This window comes from Actinomadura macra NBRC 14102 (genome assembly GCF_001552215.1).
GTDB lineage: Bacteria > Actinomycetota > Actinomycetes > Streptosporangiales > Streptosporangiaceae > Spirillospora > Spirillospora macra.
Genome location: NZ_BCQT01000029.1, coordinates 31,059 through 46,276 on the forward strand (window position 1 = coordinate 31,059; position 15,218 = coordinate 46,276).

The 15,218-nt window shown below is 70.6% G+C and carries 15 protein-coding genes and 1 tRNA gene; 13 read left to right on the forward strand and 3 right to left on the reverse strand.

Annotated elements, in window-relative coordinates:
• Nucleotides 1–67 precede the first annotated feature (67 nt).
• Nucleotides 68–1,405 carry a pyridoxal phosphate-dependent aminotransferase gene (locus AMA02S_RS37430; protein WP_067469027.1) on the reverse strand — a complete coding sequence of 446 codons (1,338 nt, stop codon included), beginning with the start codon at nucleotides 1,403–1,405 and terminating at the stop codon, nucleotides 68–70.
• Between the two features lie 169 nt (nucleotides 1,406–1,574).
• Between AMA02S_RS37430 and AMA02S_RS37435 the strand changes: the two genes are divergently transcribed.
• The 10 genes from AMA02S_RS37435 to AMA02S_RS37480 all read left to right on the forward strand — a co-directional run bounded on the left by AMA02S_RS37435 (nucleotide 1,575) and on the right by AMA02S_RS37480 (nucleotide 11,463).
• Nucleotides 1,575–2,501: a LysR family transcriptional regulator gene (locus AMA02S_RS37435; protein ID WP_067469032.1), complete on the forward strand. Its 927-nt coding sequence runs from the start codon at nucleotides 1,575–1,577 to the stop codon at nucleotides 2,499–2,501.
• A 250-nt stretch (nucleotides 2,502–2,751) separates the two neighbouring features.
• Nucleotides 2,752–3,582, forward strand: coding sequence for a VC0807 family protein (locus AMA02S_RS37440; RefSeq protein ID WP_245668005.1), 831 nt, complete (start codon nucleotides 2,752–2,754; stop codon nucleotides 3,580–3,582).
• 114 nt (nucleotides 3,583–3,696) lie between these two features.
• Nucleotides 3,697–4,878: a L,D-transpeptidase gene (locus AMA02S_RS37445; RefSeq protein WP_245668006.1), complete on the forward strand. Its 1,182-nt coding sequence runs from the start codon at nucleotides 3,697–3,699 to the stop codon at nucleotides 4,876–4,878.
• 196 nt (nucleotides 4,879–5,074) lie between these two features.
• Entirely contained in the window at nucleotides 5,075–6,256 is a 1,182-nt protein-coding gene (locus AMA02S_RS37450) for a L,D-transpeptidase (RefSeq protein ID WP_245668007.1), read from the forward strand.
• Nucleotides 6,257–6,292: 36 nt separating this feature from the next.
• Nucleotides 6,293–7,648, forward strand: coding sequence for a glycosyltransferase family 4 protein (locus AMA02S_RS37455; RefSeq protein WP_067469040.1), 1,356 nt, complete (start codon nucleotides 6,293–6,295; stop codon nucleotides 7,646–7,648).
• 12 nt (nucleotides 7,649–7,660) lie between these two features.
• Nucleotides 7,661–7,732 (forward strand) — tRNA-Glu (locus tag AMA02S_RS37460).
• Between the two features lie 182 nt (nucleotides 7,733–7,914).
• The gene (locus AMA02S_RS37465; RefSeq protein ID WP_157431083.1) at nucleotides 7,915–8,397 is read left to right on the forward strand and encodes a hypothetical protein; all 483 of its coding nucleotides are present in this window, start codon (nucleotides 7,915–7,917) and stop codon (nucleotides 8,395–8,397) included.
• A 147-nt stretch (nucleotides 8,398–8,544) separates the two neighbouring features.
• Nucleotides 8,545–9,729: a sensor histidine kinase gene (locus AMA02S_RS37470; protein ID WP_067469044.1), complete on the forward strand. Its 1,185-nt coding sequence runs from the start codon at nucleotides 8,545–8,547 to the stop codon at nucleotides 9,727–9,729.
• The gene (locus AMA02S_RS37475; RefSeq protein ID WP_067469046.1) at nucleotides 9,722–10,831 is read left to right on the forward strand and encodes a hypothetical protein; all 1,110 of its coding nucleotides are present in this window, start codon (nucleotides 9,722–9,724) and stop codon (nucleotides 10,829–10,831) included. The genes AMA02S_RS37470 and AMA02S_RS37475 overlap by 8 nt, the downstream gene beginning before the upstream one ends.
• A complete protein-coding gene (locus AMA02S_RS37480; RefSeq protein ID WP_067469052.1) occupies nucleotides 10,816–11,463 on the forward strand; it encodes a response regulator transcription factor in 648 nt (215 codons plus the stop codon). The genes AMA02S_RS37475 and AMA02S_RS37480 overlap by 16 nt, the downstream gene beginning before the upstream one ends.
• A 78-nt stretch (nucleotides 11,464–11,541) precedes the next feature.
• Here AMA02S_RS37480 and AMA02S_RS37485 read toward each other — a convergent pair whose 3' ends face one another.
• Nucleotides 11,542–11,952 carry a hypothetical protein gene (locus AMA02S_RS37485; protein ID WP_157431084.1) on the reverse strand — a complete coding sequence of 137 codons (411 nt, stop codon included), beginning with the start codon at nucleotides 11,950–11,952 and terminating at the stop codon, nucleotides 11,542–11,544.
• A gap of 424 nt (nucleotides 11,953–12,376) precedes the next feature.
• Between AMA02S_RS37485 and AMA02S_RS37490 the strand changes: the two genes are divergently transcribed.
• Both AMA02S_RS37490 and AMA02S_RS43120 read left to right on the forward strand, forming a co-directional pair.
• Entirely contained in the window at nucleotides 12,377–13,441 is a 1,065-nt protein-coding gene (locus AMA02S_RS37490; RefSeq protein ID WP_067469058.1) for a S1C family serine protease, read from the forward strand.
• A gap of 163 nt (nucleotides 13,442–13,604) precedes the next feature.
• Nucleotides 13,605–13,994, forward strand: coding sequence for an STAS domain-containing protein (locus AMA02S_RS43120; RefSeq protein WP_067469061.1), 390 nt, complete (start codon nucleotides 13,605–13,607; stop codon nucleotides 13,992–13,994).
• A gap of 18 nt (nucleotides 13,995–14,012) precedes the next feature.
• On the opposite strand, the gene AMA02S_RS37500 is transcribed toward AMA02S_RS43120, so the two are convergent.
• Nucleotides 14,013–14,522 (reverse strand): mycothiol transferase, encoded by a 510-nt coding sequence (locus AMA02S_RS37500; protein WP_067469064.1) that lies wholly within the window; start codon nucleotides 14,520–14,522, stop codon nucleotides 14,013–14,015.
• Between the two features lie 168 nt (nucleotides 14,523–14,690).
• Between AMA02S_RS37500 and AMA02S_RS37505 the strand changes: the two genes are divergently transcribed.
• On the forward strand, nucleotides 14,691–15,218 hold a 528-nt coding region (locus AMA02S_RS37505; RefSeq protein ID WP_157431085.1), incomplete at its 3' end, for an MEDS domain-containing protein.

Sequence of the window (15,218 nt, forward strand, 5' to 3'; positions counted from 1 at the left end):
GATTCAGGCCGTGCACGCCGCCGCAGCGCGGTGCGCCGCCGTGGCCCTCACCGCCGGCCCCGGAAGATCAGACGGGAACGGGCTCGCCCACGTTCGCGGTCTCCTTCAGGTCGGTGAGGACCTCGGTCAGCCGGTCCAGTGCGCGCGCGATCCAGGGCAGATCCGCTGGAGAGGGCGAGGCCAGGGCGGCCAGACGCTGTTCGTCGTCCTCCCCGTAGAGCAGGCTCGGAGCCACCCGCATCCGGAGCGCCGCCGGGGCGTCTCCGAACGCGCTACCGGGCAGGACGCCCATTCCGTACCGTTCCAAGAGCAACCCGGTGAGATCGGGAGCCGTGCGGATGCCGTGGCCGTTCCGCAGCGCGTCCCGCAGCGGGCCGAAGTCCGGATAGAGGTAGAAGGCCGCTTCCGGCCGCGCGACCAACGCCCCGGCGGAGGCGAACCGATCGGCGACGGCACCGGTGATGGCGGCGTGCAGGCGGCGGCTGCGGTCGACGTGCTCGACCAACTCGGGCGGCTCGGCGAACGCGTAGGCGGCGGCGTGCTGCATCGGGGCCGGGGCGCTGGACCAGATCTCGCTCGCCACGCCCAGCACGCTGTCACGCAGCTCGCGGCCGAACGGGCCGTCCGGCAACCGGGCGACGCCCAGCCGCCACCCCCCGGCGGCGAGGCTCTTGCTCAGCGCGGTCGTCACGACGGTCCGCTCCGGAGCGAACCGCGCGGGGCTCGACACCGCGCGTCCGGGAACGTGCACCAGGTCGCGGTAGATCTCGTCCGAGACGATGACGAGGTCCAGGTCCCGTGCCACCGCGCACAGCCGGCGGACGGTGTCCTCGGAGGCGATGGTCCCGGTGGGGTTGTCGGGCAGCGTCACGATCACCGTGCGGACGGTGCGCCCCCGGGCGCGGGCCCGGACCACGGCGTCGGCGAGCAGGGCCGGGCTGGGCACGCCGCCCTCGCCGGGCGGGGTGGCCACGTGCACGGCCTCGGCCCCGGCGAGCGAGGTCTGCGCGGCGTAGGAGACCCAACTCGGCGTCGGCACCACCACGTCCCCGCCGAGGGACATGAGCAGCGCGAACAGCAGCGGTTTGCTGCCGGGGCCGGCGACCACCACGGACGGGTCGGTGGGCAGCATCCGGCGGGTCCAGTAGCCGGCCGCGGCGGCGCGCAGTGCGGCGGACCCGGCGACGGGCCCGTAGCCGCCGCGGCCGGCCGCAGACTCGAGCTCGCGGGTCAGGGCGGGGTGAATGGGGATGCCGGCCTCGCCGAACCCGAGTGGGAGGACGGGCACCCCCTGCTTTTTCTTACGTGCGATGGCTTCGTTCACGGCGAGTGTGGCGGACAGGGGCACCGGACGTGGTGTGAAGGACAGCGGCCGGGCGGGCGTGGACGGGCTCTGGGCAGGCATCACGGCTCCAGACAAGACATAACAGGCATAAGGGAAGAGGGCATGACGGAACTACGGTCGGTGACAGATGGATCCCCGTGTGCGACCCCGGCCGGGTGTCGCTTCATGCTTGCCCGCTTTTAGCATCATCACAAGCGAGTCTCGTCGATGGTGACCGTAAGATGAGCTAATGCTAGAGCTGCGCCGCCTGCGGCTTCTCGCCGAGTTCGCCCGCCGTGGCAGCATCGCCGCGACCGCCTCGGCCCTCGGTTACACACCTTCGGCCGTCTCCCAGCAGTTGGCCACGCTGGAGCGGGAGGCCCGCATCCCGCTGCTGGACCGCACCGCGCGCAGCGCCGAACTGACCGACGCCGGGCGCCGCCTCGCGGCGCGTGCCGAGGAGATCCTCACCCTCGTCGAGACGGCCGAGGCGGAGCTGTCCGCCCAGGCCGACACCCCCATGGGTCGCGTGGTGGTCACCGCGTTCCCGACCGCCGCCGTCGCGTTCGCCCCCGCGTTGGCGCAGAGCCTCGGCGACCATCCCGGGCTGACGTTCGTGCTGCGGCAGACCCGACCCGGGGACGGCATACGGCAGGTACAGAACGGTGAGGTGGACATCGCGCTTATCGACGACTGGACGGGCAAGGTCCCTGACCAGTCGCCCGCTGTGCTGGAGTTCTTCCACCTGCGCCGCGACCCGCTCGTGCTGGTGGTCCCGTCCGCGCACCCGATGTCGGACCCCGGGCGGCCCGTCCGGCTGCACGAGCTTCGGGACGAGCCGTGGATGGCGGCGCCGCCGGGCGAGCCTTCGCGGCAGGCCGTGGAGCGGCTGCTGGACACCGTCGGCGGCGCGCGTCCCGTCCCCTGGGAGTTCGAGGGCCTGCACACGATCCTCAGCCTGGTCGCGCGCGGTATCGGGATCACGGCCGTCCCCGCGCTGGCGCTCGCGGCAGGTGACCAGGGAGTCGCGGTGCGGCGCATCCCGGAATGCACACTGGCCCGCGAGGTGTACGCGGTCACGCGGACGGCGAGCGTGCGCAGGCCGTCGGTGGCGGTGACACTGCGGGCGATCTACGCCGCCGCCCGTGACGTCCAGCCGCCGCTCCCCGAAGGCTGAGCGAGGACCGGCGGAGCCGGGCCGAGCCCCGTCGGCACTGATCTCCCCAGCGAAAGGGATGAATTGGATGAATCGGGCGGTGCGGGCGATACGAAAGGGGCAAAATAGTACGCAGCGGACGGAGTTCCGGTTCGGCTCTGACCGTATCCGGCCGGGTCCCGGACCCGGGCGGACCCCCATCCGAACCATCGGTCGAGCGGCGGGTTCCTCGCCAAAGCGGGTGGACACACGCCGCACATCACGTACGGTGGTGCGAATCGTCACCACCGGGTTCATGCACATCCAGTTCATGCACACCGAGTTCACAGACACCGAGTCCATGCACACCGATCGGGGAGCGCAGCGCTCGATGGAACGACCGGCGACCACGTCCGCGGAACCGCCCGAGGAGGCGGTGCCCGCGTCCGATCCGACTCCGACCGTGCCGGCGGGCGAGGCGGGGCACGACGGCGGGCACCACTTCGAGCTCCCGCGTGTGACGGCGCTGCTCATGCACGCGTTGCCGCGCTTCGTCGAGGGGGTCATCGCCCCCGTCGCGGTCTTCTACGCCGCTCTCGTCCTTCTCGGTCTGAACGGCGCGCTCATCGCCGCCGTCGCGTGGGTGTACGGCGGGATCATCTACCGGTACGTGCGCGGGCACCCCGTGCCAGGGATGCTGCTGCTGGCCGCGGTCGGTGTCACCGTCCGCGCGGCACTGGCGGCCGCCACCCACAGCGCCGTCGTCTACTTCCTCCAGCCGACCCTCGGCACGCTTCTCGTGGGCATCTCCTTCCTCGCCTCAGTGCCGCTGGGCCGGCCCCTGGCCAAGAAGCTGGCCAAGGACATGGCACCCATCCCCGAGGCGTTCCTGCGGCACGAGCGGGTCCACCAGTTCTTCCTGCGCATCTCGCTGCTGTGGTCGATGGTCCTGTTCACCAACGTGATCGTCAGCCTCTGGATGCTGTTCAACGAGTCGATCGGCATGTACCTGTGGTTCCGCACCGGCATTGTCGCCGGGCTGGGCGCGATCGGTGTGGGCGTCTCGGTCTGGGGCTTCAAGCGCTGCCTGCGCCACGTCAACGCCGAGCCGTCCAAGGCGTGAGCGGCCCGTCCCGGACGATCCGGTGGATCGGTTTCGATCCACGCCGAACTTTCGGTCTGTTTGGGACGTCTCCCCTAGTCAGCTAGTTTTCACCACACGTGGTGGAAAGTGACTTTGGGGGGATTTGTGGGTGGCAAGGGGCGTTTCGGGCTTGTCATGGCCGGCGGCGCGGGCGCGGTGGCGCTGCTCGCGACCGGCTGCGGAGGCGGTGGCGAGGGCAAGCTGGCCTCGGGGGCGTCTGCCGCCGTGACGATCACACCTGCGAACGGGACCGCCCAGGTCAAGCCGGACGGGACGATCGAGGTCAAGGCATCGGACGGCAAACTGGAGAACGTCACCGTCCAGGGGAACCAGGGGGCCGCGATCACCGGCCAGATGGCCGGCAACCGCAAGTCCTGGCGCTCCACTCGGACACTGACGCCCGGCGCGTCCTACACCGTCACCGCGCAGGCCCGTGACGACGGCAAGACCAGCACGGTGACCAGCGCGTTCACCACGCTCAAGCCGGAGAAGACGCTCTCGATCACCGACGTCACGCCGAACCTCAAGGGGGAGAAGGTCGGCGTCGGCATGCCGATCATGCTCCGCTTCAACCGTCCAGTGACCGACAAGGCCGCGGTGGAGCGGGTCCTGCAGGTCACTCCGGACAAGCCCGTCGAGGGTGCCTGGAACTGGGTGGCCCCTGACCAGGTCACCTACCGGACGAAGACGTACTGGCAGCCGCACCAGACGGTGCGGTTCCAGGCCAGGCTGGCCGGGGTGAACGCGGGCGGCGGCGTCTACGGAGCCAAGGACGCCCAGCAGACGATCACGATCGGGGCCGCGCAGATCACGACCGGTGACATCGGCCAGCACCGCATGACGGTGAAGCGGGACGGCCAGAAGGTCCGCACCATCCCGTTCAGCGCGGGCAACGGGCAGACGCGCGAGTTCACCACCACCAGCGGCGTTCACCTGCTGATGGAGAGGGGCAACCCCGTCACGATGGTCTCTCCGGGCCGCCAGGAGGGCGACGCCGGCTACTACAAGACCGTCGTCAACCACGCGGTCCGCTTCTCCAACAGCGGCGAGTACGTCCACTCGGCGCCCTGGTCGGTCGGCTCGCAGGGTTCGGCGAACGTCAGCCACGGCTGCCTCAACGTCAGCCCGTCCGACGCCCTGTGGTTCTACAACACCATGCAGCGCGGCGATGTGATCGACCTCACCGGCAGCGACCGGGAGGTCGAGCCTGACAATGGCTGGGGGCAGTGGCAGGTGCCCTTCGAGAAGTGGAGGCAGGGCAGCGCCCTGACCTGAACAGGGCCGTCCGGGGGCCACGCAGAGGCGCCGTCTTGCAACGCTTTGATTTCGGACTCCTGCCAAAACCCCGGGTCGAGGCATGATCGTCGGCTTTTGTCGCTAATGTCTCCCTGGTAGATGGCGGGTTCGGGAGGTTCAGGTGCAGCGGAGGGTTTCCGCAGGGGTCCGGGCCGGCGCTGGAGTGGCGGGGGCCGTGCTGCTCCTCACGACGGCCTGTTCCGGGGGAGAGAAAGACGACGGGGTCACCGTCGGGGGCAAGGGCGATTCGGCCGCCCCCCAGGTGACGGTGAACCCCGGCAACGGGGACGGCAAGGCACGCCCGGAGGCGGGCGTCGTCGTGACGGCCGCGGGCGGGACGCTGGAGCAGGTCAGCGTCACCCGTAAGGGCAAGCCGGTCGATGGTGCCATGGCGGCCGACAAGACGAGCTGGAAGTCCCGGACGCTGCGTCCGGGCACGCAGTACGAGGTGTCGGCCGTCGCCAAGAGCCCGAAGGGCAAGTCGACGACGGTGAACTCCAGGTTCGTCACGCTGAAGGCGGCCAACGAACTGGACGTCGCCGACGTCAGCCCGACCAAGGGCGAGAAGGTCGGCGTCGGCATGCCGATCATCGTCACCTTCAACCGGGCCGTCGGGGACCGCAAGGCGGTCGAGCGGGCCCTGGAGGTCAAGTCGACCAAACCCGCCACCGGCGCGTGGTACTGGGTGAGCGACACCCAGGTGATCTTCCGGACGAAGAACGGTCAGTACTGGCAGCCGAACCAGTCCGTCACGTTCACCGCGAAGCTGTCGGGAGTCAAGTCAGGCAAGAAGACCTACGGGATCTCCGACTACACCCGCCGGTTCCGCATCGGTGATTCGCACATCATCAACGTCAGCACCAAGACGCACAGGCTGGTCGTCAAGAAGAACGGCAAGAAGGTCAAGAGCTGGGGCATCAGCGCCGGCCGTGGCGGCCGGGTCGTCAACGGCGTCGACACCTACCTCACCACCAGCGGCATCCACCTGACCATGGGCAAGGAGAATCCGGCGATCATGACGTCGGAGTGGATGGGCGTCAAGCCGGACGACAAGAAGAACGGCGGCTACAAGGAGGTCATCCCCCACGCGGTGCGGATCTCCAACAGCGGCGAGTACATCCACTCGATGGCCGCGACCGTGTGGGCGCAGGGTCGCCAGAACGTCAGCCACGGCTGCCTCAACTCCCCGCCCGCCTCCGCCCGGTGGTTCTACAACTGGTCCTACCGCGGCGACCCGGTGATCATCACCGGCAGCAAGCGCGGTCTGGACTGGAGCAACGGCTGGAGCTTCTACCAGATGCGCTGGAGCAGGTGGGTCAAGGGCAGCGCCCTCGATCGCACCGTGACGACCGGGTGACGTTGCCCGGCGCCTGATCCCGGGCAGTAGACCCGGATGAGCCCTTTCAAGCACGCCCGGCGAAGCGCGCACCGCGTCCTCCGCCGGGCGGTGCTGTGGGCGGCTCGCCCGCTCGGGTGGCGGCGCGTCCCGCCACCGGGAGGCCGGCTCCGCGTCCGCGTCCTCCTCCAGCACGCGCACGGCACCGGCGGCACGGTTCGCACCGTGCTGAACCTGTGCGGCCACCTCGCCCGCGACCACGATGTCGAGATCGTCAGCGTCGTCCGCAAGCGCGAGCGGCCGTTCTTTCCCCTTCCGCCGGACGTCGGCGTGCGGTTCGCCGACGACCGCGTCCCGCCGCGCGCCGGCCCGGCCCGTGTCCTGTCCCGCCTCCCCAGCCTTCTCACCCCCGTGGACGAGGCGTCGTTCCGCGGCATGAGCCTCTGGACGGACCTGCGGCTCCTGCACGCCCTCCGCGGCACGCCCCCGGACGTCCTCATCGCGACCAGGCCGTCGCTCAACCTCCTCGCCGCCGAACTCGCCCCGCGCGGCGTCGTCACGGTCGGCCAGGACCACATGAGCCTGCCGGCCTACCGGCCCCGCCTCGGCCGCCAGATCGTCCGCCGGTACCGCCGCCTCACCGCCCTGGCGACCCTCACCGAATCCGCCCGCGCCGGGTACGAGGCGGCACTGGAAGGCGCACCCACCCGGGTCGTCCGCATACCGAACGCCCTTCCCGACCTTCCTGGCGGGCCGTCCCGGCGCGACGCCGCGGTCATCCTCGCCGCCGGCAGGCTCATCCATACCAAGGGCTTCGACCTGCTCATCCGGGCCTTCGAGCCGCTGGCCGCGGCCCACCCCGGCTGGACCCTGCGCATCTTCGGCTCCGGCGCCGACCGGTCGCGGCTGCACGCCATGATCGCCAAACACGACCTCGCCGGCCGTGTCGAGTTGCGCCCGGCCACGGCGAGTCTGGCCGCCGAGATGGAGGCCGCGTCGGTCTTCGCCCTGCCGTCCCGCCGCGAGGGCCTGCCGATGGTGGTGATCGAGGCCATGAGCAAGGGCCTGGCGGTCGCGGCCTTCGACTGCCCCACCGGCCCCGCCGACCTCATCACCTCGGGCCACGACGGCCTTCTCGTCCCCGCCACCGACGTTGCCGCGCTCACCGCGGCCCTGGGGGAACTCATGGCCGATCCCGCCCTGCGCGACCGGCTCGGCGACGAAGCCCGGCACACTGCGCGCGCCTACGACCTGTGCCATATCGGTTACCGGTGGACGCGCCTGCTGGCCGAGCTCCGCCCACGTAATCCGATTGCGCCCGGACCTGCCCATGTCCCATTCTCGAACCACTCGACAGGAAGGGAGAGCGACGCCATGACCGGTGAGCGCGAACGTTCTCCCGAAGGCCCGTAGGCGCGCTGCTCAGGCCGGGTCGACTAATAGTAGGTCCTCTCATTTTCACTGCGGAAGGCGCGGGTTCGAACCCCGTCCCGGCTACAGAAAGCCACACCCCCGGTGACCCCCGAACGTCGGTCATGACAGCGGTGATCGACTGAAGTTAGTTTTGAGTCAGCCCACCATCGGTGGACGGGGTGCAGGCTCGGCGGGGGAGAGAGTGTCCACAGAGCAGGCATCGGACATGCGAAAAGACTCGCTGCACGTTGTGCTAAGGAGACGTCATGGTCGACCAGTGCCTGTCCTATCCACGACCTCCGGATCCCGGAAATGTGTTCACGGCGGCCGAGCTCGTCGCGCGAATGCGCGAGCTGAAAGCGTGGTCCGGTCTGACGTTCAGGCAGATCCAGCGGGAGGCCGCCGCAGCCGGACACCATCTTCCGCACAGCACCATCGCGGGAGCACTGGCCCGGGAGGCGCTGCCCCGCGAGGACCTTCTCACGGCGTTCATCGCCGCGTGTGGGGGTGATGACCAGAGCATCGACCAATGGCTCCTTGCCCGGCGGGAACTCGCAGTGACAGAACGGCGGGAAGAGAACGAGACAATCCAGCAAATCGGGTCTGCTATCCCAGGAATAGGTGGCGAATCCATTACTGACAGGGAGGGAAAACTGGCTCGGAAGCGTCCGGCCTTTGGGGTCACCGCGCTGCTGGCCACATTGACGGGAGGTTGCGTGTGGCGCTGGTACGTGAGGCGTAGGCCATAGAGCGTGACAGCACGCTCACGGTCGTTCCGGATCGCGGAAACACGGCGGCCGGGATAGGCCGTTCCGCGCCGGGTGTGATGATCTTCCGGCGTGCCGCATTAAGGTCGTGTTGCTCCCTGCCCCGACATGACCTAGCGGATAACACACATGGCTGTACTGAACTCCCGGCAGGGCGGGACGGTCCGGCGGCCGGGACCGTCGGACTACGCCCTGGCCCAGACGGTCCTGCGCTTCACCATCGCCCTGCGCGCCGGCGGCGTGGCTGCGGCGATCACCGCCGCGACCCTCGGTGAGGGAGCGGGGATCTCCCGCGCCTGGCAGGTCGCGGTGCTTGGCGGGCTGGCGGTATGGGTCGCGATCTTCACCGCGACGGCGCTCCGGTACGGCCTGAGGCCGCCGATGGTCGCCGCCGACAGCGGCGTGATCTGTCTCGCCCTGCTCGCCCAGCCGAAGATCGTCCCCACCGAGATGCTCGTCGACGAGACGACCTGGGCCATCATGCTGGCGAGCACCGCCATCTACGTGGCACAACTCGCGCTCGGGCAGATCGCGGCGCTGGTGCTGTCAGCAGTGGTGATCACGGCGTACGTCGCCGGCGCGCCGGCGACGACGTCGCTGGTCCGCATCCTGTTCGTGCAGGCCGTGGTCGTCAACGCCATCATGTGGCTGCTGCGCCGAGGCGGCGGACGCGCCGACGCTCTCGTCGCCGAGCGGGACCGCGAGCGGCAGCGGATGGTGCTGGAGGCGGCGCGCCGGGCCGACGAGCGTCACTACCGGTCGCAGATGCACGACTCCGTGCTCGCCACGCTCACCATGGTCGCCTCGGGTGCCGTGCAGACCGGTTCGCCGGGCCTGCGCCGGGGCGCCCGGCGGGCGCTGGAGGTCATGGAGGACGTGTCGGCCCCGCTCCCGGCCGGCCAGGGCCCGCAGGTCGATCTCGTCGCGGATCTGGCCGGGCTCGTCACCGAGATGAGCGCCGAGGTCGCCGCCGATCTCATCGTCGCCCCGTCCGCCCGGGCCGGGCCCACCCGGATCGAGGTCCCGGAGGTGGTCGCGTCCGCGATCACCGGCGCGGTGGGCGAGGCGCTGCGCAACGTCGCCCGTCATGCGGGCGTGAGCCGGGCGTCGGTCCACGCCGGCCGGCATGGCGCGGCGGTGACGGTGACCGTGGCCGATCAGGGACGCGGCTTCGACCAGGCGCGCGTCCCGGCCGACCGGAGCGGCATCCGATGCTCGATGGTCGAGCGGATGGCGGTCGTCGGCGGAACCACGACGGTGGAGTCCCGCCCGCGGCGGGGGACCGTGGTCACCGTGCGGTGGGCCCATGGCTGACGCCTCGGCGGTGGGCGCGTTCGCCGTCTGGTTCAACCGCGCGTTCGACGTGGCCGCGATCGTCGCCGTCGCCCTGTGGCAGGTGTGCGCCGCCGGTACCGCCCTGCTGACGTATCTCGGCCACTTCCGCTCACCCCCGGCCGCGGTGGCCGTCTGGGCGGCCCAGCTCCTGCTCATCGCCACGGCCGCGATCCTGCTGCTGCGGCGCAGACACTGCTCCACCACGACGACCTGGCTGCTCGCCGCGGCGGACCTGGCCACCGGGATCGTCATGGCGGCCAACTGCCCGGGGGACGAACAGCTCAAGATCAACTGGGCCTGGGCCACGGTCGGGCTCGTCGGCGTCCTGCTGCTGATGCACCGCCCCGCGCGCGAGTACGTCGCGCTGCTGGCGCTGAACGCGGGCGTCGTGCTCACCGCGCTGGTGGCCGCCGGGCACCTGAGCCGGCACGACACCGCCGGGTTCGTGACCCTGCTGTACGCCTCGGCCAGTATTCAGCTCGCCTTGATCGCCGGAGCCCGGGTGTTCCGGTTCAGCGGCGGGATGGCGGCCCAGGCCGCTGCGGAACGATGGGAACTCGCCGCCCGCGAGGCGGTCATCGCCGAGGTCGCCTCCTCGCGCCTACGCCGGTACCTGGAAACGCGAACCCTGATCGCGCCGATCCTGCGCGGGCTGGCCGAGGGCACCGTGGACGCCGCCGATCCGCTCGTGCGCCGCCGATGCGCCACCGCCGAGGCCATGCTCCGGCAGTTGCTGGCCGAGCAGGAGGACGTCCCCGACCCGGTACTGCGCGCCCTGCGCCCCGGCCTGGATCAGGCGATGCGCCGCGGCGTCGTCATCGACATGGTGCGGGTCGGGGTTCCACCGCCGATGGGCGAGCGGACCGTGGCACGGCTGGCCGAGGCCCCGCTCGCCGTCCTGGCCGGCACCCGGGACCACGCCCGGGTCACGGTCGTCGGCACCGGCACCCACGTCAGCATCGCGGTGCTGGCCAAGGCCGACGTCGTCGTGCCCCCGCGCCCGGCGGCGGACGGAGTCGTGGTGACCACTGATCACGACGGGGACCTGCTCTGGGTGGAGGCTCGATGGGAGAAGCCGTGACCATCGCCGTGATCGATGACCAGGACGTGGTCCTGTCGGGAGTCGAGATGTGGATCGCCGAGGATCACGGCCACCGCGTCGAGATCGTCCACACCGGCACCGATCTCGCCGACCTGGACAGCGGCCCGGCGGCGACGGCCGACGTCCTCGTGATCGATCTGCGCATCGACGGGGAGTTCGTCTTCGACCAGATCGCCGCGCTGGCCGCCCGGGGCCGCCGGATCGTGGTGTTCTCCCAGCACGCCGAGCCCGACATTGTCCAACGCGCGGACATGGCGGGCGCGCTCGCCTACATCACCAAGGAGGCCAACGAGGGGCGGAGCCATCTCATCGACGCCGTTCTCGCGGTGGCCGCGGGCGAGAAGTACACCACCCCGTCCCAGGCCGGCGCCATGCTCGCCGGCACCGCGCACGTCCAGCCCAAGTTCTCCCAGCAGGAACTGCGCACGATGCGCCTCTGGCTCGGAGGCCTCACCCGGGCCGGCGTGGCCCGCCAGATGGGGATCAGTGAGCACACGGTCAAGCAGTACCTCGAAAGGGCCCGCGAAAAATATGCCAAAGCCGGCCGCGAGGTCGGCACCAGAGTGGACTTCTACCGTGAGGCCAGACGTGATGGAATTGTCGAGGAATGACATTTCCGGTCCGCGCTCCGCCCCCGCCGAGGCGGAGGCGGAGGCGGAGCGAAACTCGCCGGCTACCGTCGGAAAGACCTAGCAGGTGATCCGGGCGACCGGACTGGTCCGGTTGTCGCCGTTCTCATGGTCGATGATCGCCCGGTAACTTTCGGTTTCTCCCCGGTTGCAGGCGAACCGGAGCGTCTTGGTGCTGTTACCGGACCACTCGACGGAGTCCAGATTCCTCCAGCTGCCGATCGAGGTCCGCCATTGCAGGACGCCCCGCCAGTGACGGCCGCCACATCCGGCGGCGGACACCTTCGCGTAGACCACCTGGCCGCTCTTGTACGGCTTCTTGGCGTCCCAGTTGCAGGCCGCGCTGGACTGCGAGGACGCGCTGGAGACGGTGGACGCCGACGCTCCGGCGCCGGTGCCCAACCCCACTCCGCTCGATAGCGCGACGGTGGACGCGAAGAGGATGCCCACACGAGCGATTGTCGTTCTCATTTACATCTCCTTGGTTCCGGTACCCGCCGGGTTCCGGTATCTCGATGGTGGTGGATTCCAGTTGTCGAATGACGCTCCTCACGTCGAGGGATGTCCAAAGCATTGCCCAGTGAAAAAAGCCGGTCAACGCATTCGATGTCCGAGGCAGTACGAGCCTGTCCGAGTTCGTGTACGCCCCGACTAAAGGGTGTTGCCGACGGGTCTCCACAAAAGAGTCGGTGCCGGCGAGACTCGCGGCCGCCGAACTTTTGGCCGGATCTTTGCCGTGACGGTGGGAAGCCGACGATCCCCTGTGAGCCGCTGACCTCGTTTCGCTGTGGGAGGTGCCTGCTTTGCCCTCCGTTCAGCGCGGCGCGCGCCGTCTCCACCCGATTCCAGGCCCGCGCCTCCATGGCGGGGAAGGACTCGTGCTGGAGGTGGGCCCATGGGCTGGTCACGCAATATCGGGATGGGCATCGGAATGGCGGTAACGCTCGCGGGAGTCCTCGCGCTCGGCGGCTGCAGCGACGGGGACGCAGGGGCGGCGCGGAGACAGCCGCCCATGCCGTCCGGGGGAGCGGCGCAGCTTGAGGGGCAGTACGAAAAGGTCGTGGGCGCCGTGCTCCCGTCGGTCGTGAAGATCGAGACAGACCAGGGCGAGGGGTCGGGCGTCGTCTTCGACGGTGACGGCCACGTCGTCACCAACGCGCACGTGGTCGCCGGTGCCAAGAAGGTCCAGGTCACGGCGGCCAGCGGCGGCGCCCCGCTGAAGGCGACCCAGGTGGGCTCCTTCGCGGCCGACGACCTCGCCGTGGTCAAGGTGGCGGGAGGGACGCTGCGGCCGGCCGCGTTCGGCGACTCGGCCAAGATCGAGGTTGGGCGGATCGTGTTGGCGATGGGCAATCCGCTGGGCCTGGCGGGCAGCGTCACGAACGGCATCGTCTCGGCGCTCAACCGCACCGTGTCCACCAAGCAGGAGGGCGATTTCCCCGGTTCGACGATCGCCGACGCCGTCCAGACCAGCGCCGCGATCAATCCCGGCAACAGCGGCGGTGCCCTGGTCGGCCTGGACGGGCAGGTCATCGGCATCCCCACCGCGGCCGCCTCGGACCCGCAGATGGGCGGCGCGGCCGTCGGCATCGGGTTCGCCACGCCCAGCAACACCGTCAAGCGCATCGTCCCGCAGCTGATCCGCGACGGGCGGGTCACCGACTCCGGCCGCGCGGCGATCGGCGCGACGGTGCGGACGATCGTCGACCCGTCCGGCGGGGAGGGAGGCGGTGGCGTCGCGGTGGTCGAGGTCGCGCCGGGCGGCGGCGCGGCGACGGCGGGTATCCGGCCCGGTGACGTGATCCTGTCGGCGAACGGCACCCCGACACCGGACCAGACGGCGCTGTCCGCGGTCCTCGCCGCGCTGAAGCCCGGCGGCACCGTCAAGCTGGAGATTCAGCGTCCGGATGGGTCGAAGCAGACGCTCGACGTCACCCTCGGCGAGCTTCCCGCGGACTGAGGGCCGCACGCGCCGGCCGCCGGGCCGGTTTCGGTCAGGAATCGGGCCGGACGATTCCCTGGGCGCCGCTCTCTTTCCCGCCGGGACGGGGGACAATCGGGCGTTGCTGGAACGCCGCAGTGCCGGACGCCAGGCGTCCGGGTGTGAGGGGTGGGGAGGACCGATGACCGTGTGCACCGTCACCTGCAGGGCCGAAGGCCCGCGCACCGTGATCGCCCTGGCCGGGGATCTGTCTCTGCCGACCGTGCAGCAGGTCGAGCGCGACATTCGCGCCGGCCGCCGCGAGCACGGCGAGCATCTGGTGTTCGACCTGGAGCGCCTCGCGTTCCTGGACTCCAGCGGGCTGAGCCTGTTGCTGAGGTTCTACCTGGCCGCCGAGGGACGCGGTGGGAGCGCGGCGCTGGCGGGTCCGGTGTCCGAGCGGGTCGCCCGCGTCCTCCAGGTCACCAACCTGGACCAGCGGCTGACGATCCATCCCAGCCTCGGGGCGGCTCTCGCCGCCCCGCCCACGCAGGTGGACCGGCGGCCGGGCGCCTGTGCCACCGAGCCCTGACCGCTCAGGATCGCTGCTTCAGGATCGCTGGGCCAGGCCGCGGACGAAGGCCGCCTGTCCCGCGTGCTGAAGGGCGTCGGAGACCACGCTGACCAGCCGGACCGACAGGGTGACGGGAGGGTCCCACGCCTCGTCGACGACGCGGTCGAGATCCCCGTCGGTCAGCGTGCCGACATAGGCGACGGTCCGGTCGTGCACCGCGTCGTGGTAGCCGGTGAGCAGGTCCGCCGACTCGACCCGCACGGCGGCGACCTCGGCGCGGGTGTGCCCGTAGCCCGTTTCGGACGAAGCGAAGGGCAGCCCGAAGCGCCCCTCCCAGCCGTCCGACGTCCAGATCTGCGGGGTTCCGGCGGCGTCGGCGATGTGATCATCCTGGACACGGCTGAGATGCCACACCAGCCACGCGACCGTGTTGGCGTCGGCGTCGGCGCGGAAGACGAGTTGGTCAGGTGTGAGCCCGCCGGCAGCCTCGTGGACGATCTCCTGGATCCGGTCGAACGCGTCGGTGAGTAGTTCTGCACTGGTCATTGATCAGACGCTACCCCCACACGGCGTGCCGTTTCAGGCCGGCCCGGCGCCAAGGATGGACCGATCAGCCCGTTCCGCTTGATACGCAACGTGATCAGCGCAATCCTTGGCGTCACCACGGAGAGGGGGGTCGGTGTCGCGAGCGGGGGGTCGGCCGGGGGGTGAACCATGCCCGGTTCGCTGACCACGGTGTTCGGCGTCGAGCAGGGCGACCACGTATGGATCGGCTACACCGGCGAGGACGAGCGCCGCGCGCTGTGGGCGGCCCACGTGACCGCCGCGGTGGAGCGCGGCCAGCGGGTGCTGTTCATCGACGGCGGCACCTGGGCCGCGTCTCTCAACACCCACATGCTTTTCGACCGCGGCCAGGTGACGGTCCAGCCGCCCTGCGACGCGGGGTTCGCCGCAGGCCGGCTCGACGTGGACCGGCTGCTGACCGTGCTGGAAGGGCAGTCGGCCCAGGCGGCCCGGCTCGGTCTGCGCGGGCTGCGCGTCTGTGTCGACCTCACCGAGATCGTGCGGCCCGGCGTCGCGGTCGGCTCCGGGTGCCTGCTGGCGGCGGTCCACTCCGTCCAGGCCCGGCCGCCGGCGCTGATCTGCCATGGCGACCGGATCCGGCTGCCCGCCGGACGGCTCGGCGCGCTGCGGGACGGGCACGCGCCGGCGCTGGAGGCGAGCGAGGTCCTGCGGCCCGGC